We start from the raw sequence: 13710 nt of genomic DNA, 5'->3' as shown, positions 1-13710 counted from the left end.
CCTCTACGACGCAAAAGATGAAGGGTATCGATGGTTAGTAGAGCAAACGGGCGCGAATAGTCCCCGGAATCGCCTTCATTAATTGCAGAGCCGTTTCAGCCCTATCGGTGCCCTGAGTTTCCACATCGATCACCACATAACCAATTTCCGAGCTGGTTTGCAGGTACTGCGCTGCAATGTTGATTCCCTGCTCGGCAAAAATCTGGTTAATGCTGGTCAGAATACCCGGACGGTTTTCATGAATATGTAGCAAACGGCTGGCATTGTCACCGTGAGCAGGCAGGGAAACCTCTGGGAAATTAACCGCCGAAAGCGTGGAGCCGTTATCGGAATACTTAGCCAGTTTCCCCGCCACTTCATCGCCGATATTCTCTTGCGCTTCTTGCGTTGAGCCGCCGATATGCGGAGTCAGCAGCACGTTATCAAATTCACACAGCGGTGAATTAAACGGATCGCTGTTGGTTGCAGGTTCGGTCGGGAATACATCTATTGCCGCACCGGCAATATGATTGCTAGCCAAGGCATCACACAGCGCTGGAATATCGACCACGGTGCCGCGAGAAGCGTTGATCAGCAGCGCGCCGGGCTTCATTAGCGCTAATTGCTCTGCGCCCATCATATTGCGGGTCGAGCGAGTTTCCGGCACGTGCAGGCTGACCACATCGCTCATGTTCAGCAAATCAGAAAGATGGCGAACCTGTTGAGCATTGCCCAGCGGCAGCTTGTTTTCGATATCATAGAAAAAGACTTTCATACCCAGGCTTTCGGCCAGAATACCAAGCTGGGTACCGATATGACCGTAACCAATGATACCCAGTTTTTTGCCACGCGCTTCATAGGAGCCAGCGGCCAGTTTGTGCCATTCGCCGCGGTGGGCTTTGGCGTTAGCCGCAGGAATGCCACGGAACATGAGCAACAGCTCGCCTAACACCATTTCAGCGACGGAGCGGGTGTTGGAGAACGGCGCATTGAATACCGGAATGCCGCGTTTGGTCGCCGCGTTTAAATCAACCTGATTAGTGCCGATACAGAAACAGCCAACCGCGACCAATTTCTCTGCCGCAGCAAAAACTTCTTCCGTCAGATGAGTACGCGATCTTAAACCGATAAAGTGAGCATCACGAATCGATTCTTTCAATGATTCTGTGTCTAAGGCACCTTTATGGTATTCGATATTGCTATATCCGGCCGCACGAAGATTATCAACCGTGCTTTGGTGAACCCCTTCTACTAACAGAAACTTAATTCTGTCTTTTTCCAGTGATACTTTTGCCATTTCCCCAACCCTATTTTCAGACTTCAGATGCGGCTGCCTTTGTCTATGAATCTGGCTAGCACCCAGTCAACATAACAAATATTACGGCGGCATCAATACAAACGATTGCCTGGGGTTCAACACAAATTTCACTCAGGCAGGAGTTTTGCGGAAGAAAACACTGTGTAACAGCAAGTTAACGGCAGGTTAATGGAATAGAGAACATCAATGTGACATATGTCACTAAATTTAACCTTTTAAAGAAAAGATGATTAATCGCAAAAAATACTCGGGATAACGCGAAAACGTCATCCCGATGACCTATTTTAACCAGTAAGGCTTATTGAGCAGTGATTGTTTTCACGCCATCTGCGGTACCGACCAAAGCCACGTCTGCACCACGGTTAGCAAACAGACCCACGGTGACCACGCCAGCAATACCGTTGATTTTATTTTCTAACGCAATGGCATCCAGAATATCCAGATTATGTACGTCCAAGATTACGTTGCCATTATCCGTCACAACATTCTGGCGATATTCCGGCAAACCGCCCAGTTTGACCAACTCGCGCGCCACGTAAGAACGAGCCATTGGAATCACTTCAACCGGTAAGGGGAATTTCCCCAACACATCAACCTGTTTAGACGCATCTACGATACAGATAAATTTACGCGCAATAGCTGCAATGATTTTTTCGCGGGTCAGCGCCGCGCCACCGCCTTTAATCATCTGCATATGGCCGTTGATTTCATCCGCACCGTCAACGTAGATGTCCAGGTCGTCAACTTCATTACTATCAAAAACGTGGATGCCCAGACTTTTCAGTTTTGCCGTTGAAGCGTCAGAACTGGAAACTGCACCTTTAATCTGATGTTTAATCGAGCCTAAGGCATCGATAAAATGTGCCGCAGTTGAGCCGGTGCCGACGCCAACGATGGTGTCTGGTTTGACATAATCCAATGCTGCCCAACCCACTGCTTTTTTAAGTTCGTCCTGAGTCATGGTCATTTCACTGCCTATTAATAATATGAAAACCTGTCGCTATTATAGAACATGCGGGAGGGAAATCTCGCCAATTAAGCCTGACTCAGATGGTATTAATCCACTCTGGATCACAGATATGTTCCCGCACAACCGCTGAATTTCCGTTGATTTTTGCCGCAGCAAAATAGATAAACTGTGGCATAGTGCCTTATTAAACTTATTCTGGAGAGATTACTCCGATGAAACGCCCAGACTACCGAACGCTGCAAGCGCTGGACGCGGTGATCCGTGAACGCGGCTTTGAGCGCGCGGCACAAAAACTTTGCATCACCCAATCGGCGGTATCTCAACGTATTAAACAGTTGGAAAACCTGTTCGGTCAGCCATTATTAGTACGTACCGTGCCTCCACGCCCAACGGAGCAGGGGCAGCGTCTGCTGGCGCTCTTGCATCAGGTTGAATTGCTGGAAGAAGAATGGCTGGGTAACGACAACACCGTGGATACGCCGCTGCTACTGTCTCTGGCGGTTAACGCCGACAGCTTGGCAACCTGGTTGCTTCCTGCGCTAAAACCGGTACTGGCGGATTCGCCTATTCGATTGAATTTACAGGTAGAAGATGAAACCCGAACGCAGGAACGTCTGCGTCGCGGCGAAGTCGTTGGCGCTGTGAGTATCCAACCGCAGCCTTTACCAAGCTGTCTGGTGGATCAATTGGGTGCGCTGGATTACCTGTTCGTTGCCTCAAAAAGCTTTGCCGAGCGTTACTTCCCCAACGGCGTGACTCGTCCGGCGTTACTCAAAGCACCAGCGGTCGCCTTTGACCATCTGGACGATATGCATCAGGCATTTTTACAGCAGAATTTTGATTTATCGCCGGGTAGCGTCCCTTGCCACATCGTTAATTCTTCGGAAGCCTTTGTACAACTGGCGCGCCAAGGCACCACCTGTTGTATGATTCCGCACTTGCAGATTGAGAAAGAGCTGGAGTCGGGAGAGCTTATCGATCTGACGCCGGGATTATTACAGCGCCGGATGCTGTACTGGCATCGCTTTGCGCCAGAAAGCCGGACAATGCGAAAAGTGACTGACGCCCTGTTATCACATGGGCGTCAGGTATTACGGCAGGATTAGTTTCGCGGTTTTATTTCGCCGGATTCAGTTGGAATACCACGTCGACCTGATCGTCAAAGTGAATGGTCTGCTGCTCATAAGTTTGGGCAGCATCGCTTGCCATGCCCGCTTCCGGACTTTTATACATGCGCGCTACCGGCATGGGCTGGTAGTTGGCCACGCGATAACGAATACTGTACACCGGCCCCAGAGTAGCTTTAAAGCCCTGAGCTAGAGAACCGGCCTGAGAAATCGCGTTATCGATGGCTTTCTTACGCGCCTGCTCACGGTAAGTCTCTGGATTCGCTACCCCTAATTCAACGGCGCGAATTTCATTCAAACCCGATTTGAGCGCGCCGTCCAGCAACTCGTTCAGTTTATCCAACTGACGTAGAGTAACCTGAACCTGGCGCACCGCCCGGTAACCTTTCAGTACTGCTTCGCCGGTTTTCTTGTAGTCGTATTCCGGCTGAGTACGCAAATTTGCCGCATTGATATCTTTCTTCTCAATACCATTTTTCTTCAGAAAATCAAAATATTGAGCCACACGAGTATCAACCTGTTTCTTCGCTTCTGCGGCGTCTTTGGCGGTTACGCTAACTTCAATCGCCAAATTGGCAATATCCGGCGTAGCGTCAACGCTGGCGGTTCCTGAAGTCACAACGTGCGGCCCTTCCGGCAGCTCAGCGGCCTGCGAAGCCAAAGGTAACGTTCCTAATCCCATCATTGCGGCCAAAGCCAAGGTCTTTAACTTCACGGTGCCTCCTAAAAATATGCCGATACGAAAAATCGCTGCGAAGCACGGTTTATCAGTCAATTACACCTAAGAGCAAGCTTCTTTGCAGTTAATTACTCTTACTGACGACCGGAATCATGCACAATTATTTTGTCGCTTAGTTAATTCAGTAACCTAACAAAGCTAGCACATCTTTTGCCATGAAGAATTCAGAATAGTGATAAAAAATCAAAAACTCAGGCCTTGTTTAGCCAACTGAAAGGCAATAAACCACATCACACCGCCGACTAACAAATTGATCCCTCTTTGCGCCGCTGGGCGATTGAGCCAGGGAGCCAGCCACGCGGCCAGCAACGCCAAGGCAAAAAACCAACTGATAGAGGCACTGACCGCTCCTAAAGCGAACCATGGTCTGACATCTGGCAATAACTGACCGCCCAGACTGCCCAGCACCACAAAGGTATCCAGATAAACATGCGGATTGAGCCAGGTTACGGCCAGCAGAGTAACGATGATTTTCCAGCGATTTTTCACACTGCTGCCTTCAATCGTATCCTGAATATCTCCACGCCATGCAGCGCACAGCGCTCCCCAGCCATACCACAACAGGAAAGCCACGCCGCCCCAAGTTACCAGTGCCAAAAGCAGCGGCGATTGGTTGAGTAAGGCACTACCACCGAAAATACCACCACAAATCAGGATGATATCGCTCAGCGCGCAGAGCGCAGCGCTCATAATGTGGTGCTGGCGCTTAATTCCCTGATTCATCACAAAAGCATTTTGCGGCCCCAGCGGTAAAATCATCGCGGCGCTTAAAGCAAAACCCTGAAGAAAAATGGCTAACATGTTGTTCCCTTTAGATAATATCCGCTAATGTGCGAACCGATTGCGAGCATATTACGGCGAGATAGTCATCAGAGGAAATGGATATTTCTTATCCATGATAAGGCGTACTAATAATCAACGCGGAAATAAATAAGATAATTGACGTTAAGAAGTTAAGAAGTTAAGAAGTTAAGAAGTTAAGAAGTTAAAAATAAGCCGCCCAATAAAAAACGGGCCATTCGGCCCGCTGAGAAGCATTTATTGCCAGAAACCGCACAATTACTCCGCCGCTTTTTTCTCTACCTGATGCAGATGCACATCCATTTGCGGGAAAGGAATACCGATATTATGGGCATCCAAAGCGCGTTTGAAGTTCTCCAGCAGATCCCAATAAACCTCCAATGCATCGCCATTGGTGGTCCAAACGCGAACGGTGAAATTCAGGGAAGAAGCGGCCATTTCGTTTAAACGAACGATCACGCCTTTATCATGCAGGATACGCTTATCCGCAGCGATAATATCGCCCAGCACTTTTTTAACTACGTCGATATCAGCGTCATAAGCCACGCCAACGGTAATATCGGTGCGGCGATTAGGTTCTCGGCTGGTATTAATGATGTTGTTGGCAATAATTTTACCATTCGGTACTACGATGATTTTGTCATCTACGGTACGCAGCGTGGTAGAAAAAATCTGAACCTGCACCACCGTACCGGCGACGCCGCCTAAATCAACGTATTCGCCAGCGCGGAACGGACGGAAGGCAACCAGCAGCACCCCGGCCGCAAAGTTGGACAGCGAGCCTTGCAGCGCCAAACCTACGGCTAAACCGGCGGCACCGATAACGGCAATCACTGAAGCGGTTTGAACGCCCAGACGTCCCAACACGGCAACGATAGTGAAGGCCAGAATACTGTAACGCACCATCGCCGCTAAAAAGTCAGCGACGGTAATATCAATACCACGCAGACGCATTACCCGGTTTACCGCGCCGGAAACCACTTTGGCGATGACCGAACCAACGATCAAAATCAATAATGCCGCAATCAGGTTTACCGCATATTGAATCAGCAAATCTTGATTGTTCGTCAACCAGGTGCTTGCATTATTAATGCCGTCAACGACGTTTAACTCTTCCATTTTTATCATCCTACGAAGTTCTCCCAACCTAGAGAAAATTGCACAAAAACTTCCGCCAGCCATCGACCGGCATCGCATTTAACCCGTTGAGGGTAACGAACTATGGGCGCGGTTGCCAACTTTGACAGAAAAACAACACCAACAGAATCAGACTTATTACCTAAAACTCACCGGATAAACCGCCATGATTACGGTATTTCTCCGTTGGATACGCTAGAAAAGAAAAAGGCTCCTACAGGAGCCTTTAAGCAAATACAAACGGAACGCTATTACAGTACGTCGACCGCGTTCAGTTCTTTGAATGCCAGTTCCAGACGAGTAATCATTGAAGTCTGGGCAGCACGGAGCCATACGCGTGGATCGTAGTATTTCTTGTTAGGTTTGTCTGCGCCTTCTGGGTTACCCAGCTGAGCTTGCAGATAGCCTTCGTTCTTTTTGTAATACTGCAGGATACCGTCCCATGTTGCCCACTGGGTATCGGTATCGATGTTCATTTTCACTACGCCGTAGCTGACCGCTTCTTTGATTTCTTCTGCAGTAGAACCTGAACCGCCGTGGAATACGAAGTCCAGGCTGTTGTGTGGCAGGCCATGTTTTTTAGAAACATAATCCTGAGAATCACGCAGAATAGTTGGGGTCAGTTTAACGTTGCCTGGCTTGTAAACACCGTGAACGTTGCCGAAAGAGGCAGCGATGGTGAAGCGTGGGCTGATTGCGTTCAGTTTTTCGTAAGCGTAATCAACGTCTTCTGGCTGAGTGTACAGAGCAGAAGCATCCATGTGACTGTTGTCCACACCGTCTTCTTCACCGCCGGTACAACCCAGTTCGATTTCCAGAGTCATACCGATTTTCGCCATGCGAGTCAGGTATTTGCTACAGATTTCGATGTTTTCTTCCAGAGACTCTTCAGACAGGTCGATCATATGAGAAGAGAACAGTGGTTTGCCGGTAGCCGCGAAGTGTTTCTCACCCGCGTCCAATAGGCCGTCTAACCATGGCAGCAATTTCTTGGCACAGTGGTCGGTATGCAGAATCACAGGAACGCCGTAATGCTCAGCCATCTGATGTACATGGTGTGCACCAGAGATTGCGCCCAGAATTGCAGCACCTTGTGGAACATCAGTTTTCACGCCTTTACCCGCGATGAACGCAGCGCCGCCGTTAGAGAACTGAACGATAACTGGTGCACGCACTTTCGCCGCTGTTTCCAGCACGGCGTTAATGGAGTCAGTACCCACGCAGTTTACTGCTGGCAGAGCAAAGTTGTTTTCTTTAGCTACTGCGAACACTTTCTGCACGTCATCACCTGTGATGACACCTGGTTTTACGAAATCAAAAATTTTAGACATGTTACGTTGTCCTGTTTCGTCGGCCGAAGATAAATGGAATCGGTTTCGCTGATTAACCTGTCGGCGGCTACCGACAGCAGCGAAATAGCGAAACGGGCGGCTTTCGCCCCCCGTCATCTAAATTACTGCTTAGCGCGCTCTTCCAGCATCACTACTGCTGGCAGTTTTTTGCCCTCCACGAATTCGAGGAATGCACCACCGCCGGTAGAGATGTAAGAGATTTGGTCAGCAATACCGAACAGATCGATTGCTGCCAGAGTGTCGCCACCGCCAGCGATAGAGAATGCTTCGCTCTCAGCGATGGCGCGAGCCACGATCTCGGTTCCTTTACGGAAGTTAGGGAACTCGAACACGCCAACCGGACCATTCCACAGAATGGTTTTGGCGTTTTTCAGAATCTCGGCCAGACGTTCAGCGGACACGTCGCCCAGATCCAGGATTTGTTCATCGTCTTTGATTTCAGTTGCTGGTTTCAGCGTCGCGGTCGCAGTTTCAGAGAACTCGGTCGCTACGCGTACATCGGTAGGAACCGGGATATTGCAGGTTTCCAACAGACGTTTGGCTTCTGGGATCAAATCAGCTTCGTACAGGGATTTACCTACGTTGTTGCCTTGAGCAGCCACGAAGGTGTTCGCGATACCGCCACCCACAATCAGCTGGTCAGCAATTTTAGACAGCGCGCCCAATACAGTCAGTTTGGTAGAAACTTTAGAACCGCCAACGATAGCCACCATCGGACGAGCTGGGTTACCCAGCGCTTTACCCAGTGCTTCCAGTTCAGCTGACAGCAGCGGACCGGCACAGGCGATAGGCGCAAATTTACCAACGCCGTGAGTAGAAGCCTGTGCACGGTGAGCGGTGCCGAAGGCATCCATCACGTAAACGTCACACAGGGCGGCGTATTTTTTAGACAGGGTTTCGTCGTCTTTCTTCTCGCCTTTGTTAAAGCGAACGTTTTCCAGAACCACCAGCTCACCGGCAGCCACTTCAACGCCATCCAGGTAATCTTTAGCCAAACGTACCGGAGAAGACAATTTGTCTTTCAGGTAGTTAACTACCGGCAACAGAGAGAACTCTTCGTTGTACTCGCCTTCGGTCGGACGACCCAGGTGAGAGGTAACCATTACTTTAGCGCCTTGCTTCAGCGCCGCTTCGATAGTCGGCAGGGATGCACGGATACGCGCATCGGAAGTCACTTTGCCATCTTTTACCGGAACATTGAGATCCGCACGGATCAGCACGCGTTTGCCAGCTAGATCCAGATCGGTCATCTTAATTACAGACATGGTGAATCCTCTCGTTGATTCTCTTTAAAGTTGCTTATCAGTAGGTCAACTCAGGGTAATCCCTTGAATTAACCCGCCGTATTAGAAACCGCTGTCGGCCATTGCCAATGTCGTATCCAACATTCTATTGGCAAAGCCCCATTCGTTATCGCACCACACCAGAGTCTTAATCAGGTGCTGCCCACTGACCCGTGTTTGGGTGCCATCAACGATAGCACTGTGCGGATCGTGGTTAAAATCGGTCGACACCAATGGTAATTCCGTATAGTCAACTATACCACGAAATGAACCCATTGCCGCCTTTTGCAAAAGCTGGTTGACCTCAGTCACCTTCACCGAACTGCTCACACTGACGCTCAGATCGATCGCCGTTACGTTGATCGTCGGCACTCGCACCGATATCGCTTCAAACCTGTCGCAGAACTTCGGAAAAATACGGGTAATGCCCGCAGCCAGCTTGGTATCAACCGGAATAATCGATTGACTGGCGGCTCGGGTGCGCCGTAAATCCTGATGATAGGCATCAATAACCGGCTGATCGTTCATCGAAGAATGGATGGTAGTGACAGTGCCGGATTCGATGCCGTAAGCCTCGTCCAACAGTTTAATAACGGGAATGATACAGTTGGTAGTGCAAGACGCGTTGGAAACAATCCGATGCTCTGCGCGCAGATCCTGATGGTTTACACCATAGACCACGGTGGCATCCAAATCATGGCTACCCGGATGAGCAAACAGTACCTTTTTGGCACCAGAGGCCAAATGCGCCTCGCCATCTTCTCGGGAACCGTACACGCCGCTGCAATCCAAAACTACATCGACTCCCAGCTCATGCCAAGGTAACTGCGCTATTTCTGGCTGATGTACCAGCCGGATAACATCGTCCCCAACGTAGAGCTTGTCACATTCCTGACGAACATCCCAAGCGAAACGGCCATGGCTGGAATCATATTTAAGCAGATGAGCCATGCCTTCCGCGTTTGCCAGTTCATTAATGGCAACCACTGAAATTTCTGCCCGACGGCCCGACTCATACAGCGCACGCAATACACTACGACCAATACGCCCAAAGCCATTTATCGCTATGCGGATTGTCATGTTACTCCCTGTTTTATGGTTATCTTCATGCAACCCCATAGAGTACTGTAGCACGTGGCCTGATATTCATCGTTTTATCACATTTCAGATAATCATGCTGTCGGCATTATGCAAATTATTCCCGACAGGCCTTGATAATGAATCACAACTGAAACGCTTCAGCCAGAATAAACCAAACGAGGTACAAAGGGAATATCTTGCTGATAAAGGGCACATATCCCCCCTTTTCTGGCGAAAAACAGGCAAAAAAAAGGCCGCAGAAGCGACCTTTTAACATCGATATTACCGAGGGATACCTTCCCTTTTACACCTTGAGAACAGCGTCTGTTATTTCAACAGCGCCTGAGCTTTCGCTACTACGTTCTCAACGGTGAAGCCGAACTCTTTAAACAGCAGATCTGCTGGAGCAGATTCCCCGAAGCTGGTCATACCAACGACAGCGCCGTTCAGGCCGACGTATTTGTACCAGTAATCCGCAATACCGGCTTCTACCGCAACGCGAGCGCTAACCGCCGCTGGCAGGACAGATTCACGGTAAGCCGCGTCTTGCTTATCAAACGCATCGGTAGATGGCATAGAAACAACGCGAACTTTACGGCCTGCGGCAGTCAGTTGATCCGCTGCGGCAACCGCCAGTTCAACTTCAGAACCGGTCGCGATGAAGATAAGTTCAGGCTGACCAGCGCAGTCTTTCAGGATATAACCACCTTTGGCGATGTTAGCCAACTGTGCTGCATCACGCGGCTGCTGAGCCAGGTTTTGACGGGAGAAGATCAGTGCGCTTGGGCCGTCTTTACGCTCCAGAGCGTACTGCCAGGCTACCGCTGACTCGACCTGATCGCATGGACGCCATGTGCTCATGTTTGGCGTTACGCGCAGGCTTGCCATTTGCTCAACCGGCTGATGGGTCGGGCCGTCTTCACCCAGACCGATAGAGTCATGGGTATAAACGAAGATGCTGCGGATTTTCATCAGAGCAGCCATGCGCACTGCGTTACGTGCGTATTCCACGAACATCAGGAAAGTTGCGCCGTAAGGGATAAAGCCGCCGTGCAGAGCAATACCGTTCATGATGGCGGACATACCGAATTCGCGCACACCGTAATGGATGTAGTTACCGGCGATATCATCGTTCAGAGCCTTAGAGCCAGACCACATGGTCAAGTTACTTGGTGCCAGGTCAGCAGAGCCGCCCAGGAACTCAGGTAACACTTTACCGAAAGCTTCAAGCGCATTTTGTGATGCTTTACGGCTAGCGATATTGGCTGGATTTGCCTGCAATTGCTCGATGAATTTCTTGGATTCAGTTTCCCAGTTAGCTGGCAGCTCACCGCTTACGCGACGTTTGAACTCGGCAGCCAGTTCTGGGTAGGCTTTCTCATAGGCCGCAAACTTCTCGTTCCAGGCAGCCTCTTTCGCTTTGCCCGCCTCTTTAGCATCCCAGGCCGCGTAGATATCTTGTGGAATTTCAAAGGCAGGGTATTTCCAGCCCAGCGCGTCACGAGTTGCAGCCACTTCCGCAGCGCCCAAAGGCGCGCCGTGGGAATCATGGGTGCCCGCTTTGTTTGGTGAACCGAAACCGATAACGGTTTTGCACATCAACAATGAAGGCTTATCGGTAACTTTACGTGCTTCTTCGATTGCCGCTTTGATGGAGTCAGGGTTATGACCGTCTACATGACGAACCACATGCCAGCCGTAAGCTTCGAAACGCGCTGCGGTATCATCGGTGAACCAGCCTTCAACATGACCATCAATGGAGATGCCGTTGTCATCGTAGAATGCAGTCAGTTTGCCCAATTTCATGGTGCCGGCCAGAGAGCACACTTCGTGAGAAATGCCTTCCATCATGCAGCCGTCACCCATAAAGGCGTAGGTGTGGTGGTCAACAATATCGTGACCTGGGCGGTTGAACTGCGCGCCTAGAGTACGTTCGGCAATGGCAAAACCAACGGCGTTAGCAATACCCTGACCCAGAGGGCCGGTCGTGGTTTCTACACCTTCGGTGTAGCCATATTCCGGGTGGCCCGGAGTTTTAGAATGTAACTGACGGAAGTTTTTCAGCTCTTCCATCGGCAAGTCGTAACCGGTGAGGTGCAACAAGCTGTAGATCAACATGGAGCCGTGGCCGTTAGACAGCACAAAGCGGTCGCGGTCAGCCCAGTGTGGGTTAGTTGGATTATGGTTCAGGTAATCACGCCACAGGACTTCGGCAATATCTGCCATACCCATAGGGGCTCCGGGGTGGCCGGAATTCGCTTTCTGCACGGCGTCCATGCTAAGGGCGCGGATCGCGTTGGCAAGCTCTTTACGAGAGGTCATGTTTTACTCCAGGTCGGATTTAAAAAGCGTTCAAGTCTATCATTTTCTCAGACTAGACATTGAAACGGCAATCACTAAAAACAAATGAAGGCAACTTCCATGACGGCACAGCCGAATTTGCTGGATTTTCAGAATAAAGCTATAGCTCTATCGCTGATTGCACGTTACCTTCGCTACCTTCAGGTAGCTATATCAAGCGTCAGTATTGCGAGCTAGGGTAGTGGAAGCCGCACTGATGCAACAGCTATTAATGCAATTGCTGTAATGTAGCAATGAACCCAGATTAATTGAACTGTCTAACTATATTGATTGAAACGTAAAACTATATTGATTGAAACTGAATTGATTAGAACGGATTAAACCTTAAAAATTATTGAACGGCAAAACCATGCTGAACAGCATAATAATGCATAACTACAGGAAATAAGGCGTTATGAACATTCGTACTTCGTTGATGGCTTTGAGTATCACCGCGCTGCTAAGTGGGTGTCAGAATATGAACACCGAAGGCCTGATGCAATCTGGCGCACAGGCGTTTCAGGCTGCAACGCTAAGTGATACCGATGTCAGAACGCTCAGCGATAAATCCTGTGCGGAAATGGATCAAAAGGCGCAAATCGCGCCAGCGGACAGCGAATACAGCAAGCGTCTGGCAAAAATTTCCGCAGCCCTCGGCGACAATATCAATGGAACACCAGCCAACTATAAGGTTTATGTGACCAAAGACGTCAATGCCTGGGCGATGGCGAACGGTTGTATTCGCGTATACAGCGGCCTGATGGATATGATGACTGACAACGAAGTGGAAGGGGTTTTGGGCCACGAAATGGGTCACGTCGCTTTAGGGCATACCCGTAAAGCCATGCAGGTTGCTTATGGCACCACCGCCCTGCGTACCGCAGCGTCTTCCGCTGGCGGTATTGCCACTTCCCTGTCTCAGTCCCAACTTGCGGATATTGGAGAAAAACTGGTTAACGCCCAGTTCTCGCAGAAACAAGAAAGTGAAGCCGATGATTATTCCTTTGAACTGCTGAAAAAACGCGGTATCGATCCGAACGGTTTGGTCACCAGTTTCGAAAAACTGGCAAAAATGGAAGGTGGGCGAGGCAGCAGCCTGTTTGACGATCACCCGGCTTCTCAGGCACGCGCCGATCATATTCGTGAGCGTATTACCAGCGGCCAGTAAGCTAATTGGTATCAATCATTTCTACTACGCCCGTAAATCGCGGGCGTTTTTTCTTCTTTCAATTTTCATCGACTGGTTTATATCAACTAACTTTTATCGATTAATTTTCATCGATTTCCACCTGAATCTGCCCACCGTCAATCCGCACCGGATAAGTTTGTAGATCGCGATCTCCCGGCTCACGTAGACATTTCCCGCTTCTCACGTCAAACACCGCCCCGTGTAACAGGCACTCAATAGTGCCCTCATCAAAAAATCCCGGACTGAGTAACGCATTTGCGTGAGGGCAAATATCATCCATCGCAAAATATTCGCCATCAATAATATAAATCCCAATTCGTTTATCCCCCACGCTGGCGGAGAACGGCGAATCTGGTTTGACGTAAGACACTTTGCACACATTCAGCCAGCTCATG

At 49.7% G+C, this 13710-nt stretch carries 12 protein-coding genes; 2 read left to right on the top strand and 10 right to left on the bottom strand.

The window, feature by feature from the left end; genetic code table 11:
* Positions 1-34: 34 nt before the first annotated feature.
* Positions 35-1276, bottom strand: a complete 1242-nt coding sequence (gene serA / locus DBA33_RS12900) for a phosphoglycerate dehydrogenase (protein WP_064514927.1) — start codon at positions 1274-1276, stop codon at positions 35-37.
* A 319-nt stretch (positions 1277-1595) separates the two neighbouring features.
* Positions 1596-2258, bottom strand: a complete 663-nt coding sequence (gene rpiA / locus DBA33_RS12895; RefSeq protein ID WP_064518351.1) for a ribose-5-phosphate isomerase RpiA — start codon at positions 2256-2258, stop codon at positions 1596-1598.
* 221 nt (positions 2259-2479) lie between these two features.
* On the opposite strand from rpiA, the gene DBA33_RS12890 reads away from it, so the two are divergent.
* Positions 2480-3373 carry a LysR family transcriptional regulator ArgP gene (locus DBA33_RS12890; RefSeq protein ID WP_064514929.1) on the top strand — a complete coding sequence of 298 codons (894 nt, stop codon included), beginning with the start codon at positions 2480-2482 and terminating at the stop codon, positions 3371-3373.
* A 10-nt stretch (positions 3374-3383) separates the two neighbouring features.
* On the opposite strand, the gene DBA33_RS12885 is transcribed toward DBA33_RS12890, so the two are convergent.
* The 7 genes from DBA33_RS12885 to tkt form a co-directional block, all read right to left on the bottom strand.
* Positions 3384-4109, bottom strand: a complete 726-nt coding sequence (locus DBA33_RS12885) for an oxidative stress defense protein (RefSeq protein WP_120806594.1) — start codon at positions 4107-4109, stop codon at positions 3384-3386.
* A gap of 207 nt (positions 4110-4316) precedes the next feature.
* The gene (gene argO, locus DBA33_RS12880) at positions 4317-4934 is read right to left on the bottom strand and encodes an arginine exporter ArgO (protein ID WP_064514931.1); all 618 of its coding nucleotides are present in this window, start codon (positions 4932-4934) and stop codon (positions 4317-4319) included.
* Between the two features lie 258 nt (positions 4935-5192).
* Complete coding sequence (mscS, locus tag DBA33_RS12875; RefSeq protein WP_120806593.1) at positions 5193-6053, bottom strand: small-conductance mechanosensitive channel MscS; 861 nt, start codon at positions 6051-6053, stop codon at positions 5193-5195.
* Between the two features lie 269 nt (positions 6054-6322).
* Positions 6323-7402, bottom strand: a complete 1080-nt coding sequence (gene fbaA, locus DBA33_RS12870) for a class II fructose-bisphosphate aldolase (RefSeq protein ID WP_064518361.1) — start codon at positions 7400-7402, stop codon at positions 6323-6325.
* A gap of 122 nt (positions 7403-7524) precedes the next feature.
* Positions 7525-8688 carry a phosphoglycerate kinase gene (pgk, locus tag DBA33_RS12865; RefSeq protein ID WP_049599683.1) on the bottom strand — a complete coding sequence of 388 codons (1164 nt, stop codon included), beginning with the start codon at positions 8686-8688 and terminating at the stop codon, positions 7525-7527.
* Positions 8689-8769: 81 nt separating this feature from the next.
* Complete coding sequence (epd, locus tag DBA33_RS12860; protein WP_064514999.1) at positions 8770-9786, bottom strand: erythrose-4-phosphate dehydrogenase; 1017 nt, start codon at positions 9784-9786, stop codon at positions 8770-8772.
* A 327-nt stretch (positions 9787-10113) separates the two neighbouring features.
* Positions 10114-12108 carry a transketolase gene (gene tkt, locus DBA33_RS12850; RefSeq protein WP_064515003.1) on the bottom strand — a complete coding sequence of 665 codons (1995 nt, stop codon included), beginning with the start codon at positions 12106-12108 and terminating at the stop codon, positions 10114-10116.
* A 433-nt stretch (positions 12109-12541) separates the two neighbouring features.
* On the opposite strand from tkt, the gene DBA33_RS12845 reads away from it, so the two are divergent.
* Positions 12542-13294 carry a M48 family metallopeptidase gene (locus DBA33_RS12845; RefSeq protein WP_120806592.1) on the top strand — a complete coding sequence of 251 codons (753 nt, stop codon included), beginning with the start codon at positions 12542-12544 and terminating at the stop codon, positions 13292-13294.
* Positions 13295-13394: 100 nt separating this feature from the next.
* On the opposite strand, the gene DBA33_RS12840 is transcribed toward DBA33_RS12845, so the two are convergent.
* A complete protein-coding gene (locus DBA33_RS12840; protein ID WP_064515007.1) occupies positions 13395-13709 on the bottom strand; it encodes a non-heme iron oxygenase ferredoxin subunit in 315 nt (104 codons plus the stop codon).
* Position 13710: the final 1 nt, after the last annotated feature.

The organism is Yersinia sp. IP36721 (assembly GCF_003634395.1).
GTDB classification, from domain to species: domain Bacteria; phylum Pseudomonadota; class Gammaproteobacteria; order Enterobacterales; family Enterobacteriaceae; genus Yersinia; species Yersinia entomophaga.
Note: the sequence above shows the minus strand (reverse complement) of the source record. Positions and strands in the feature narration are given on the sequence as shown.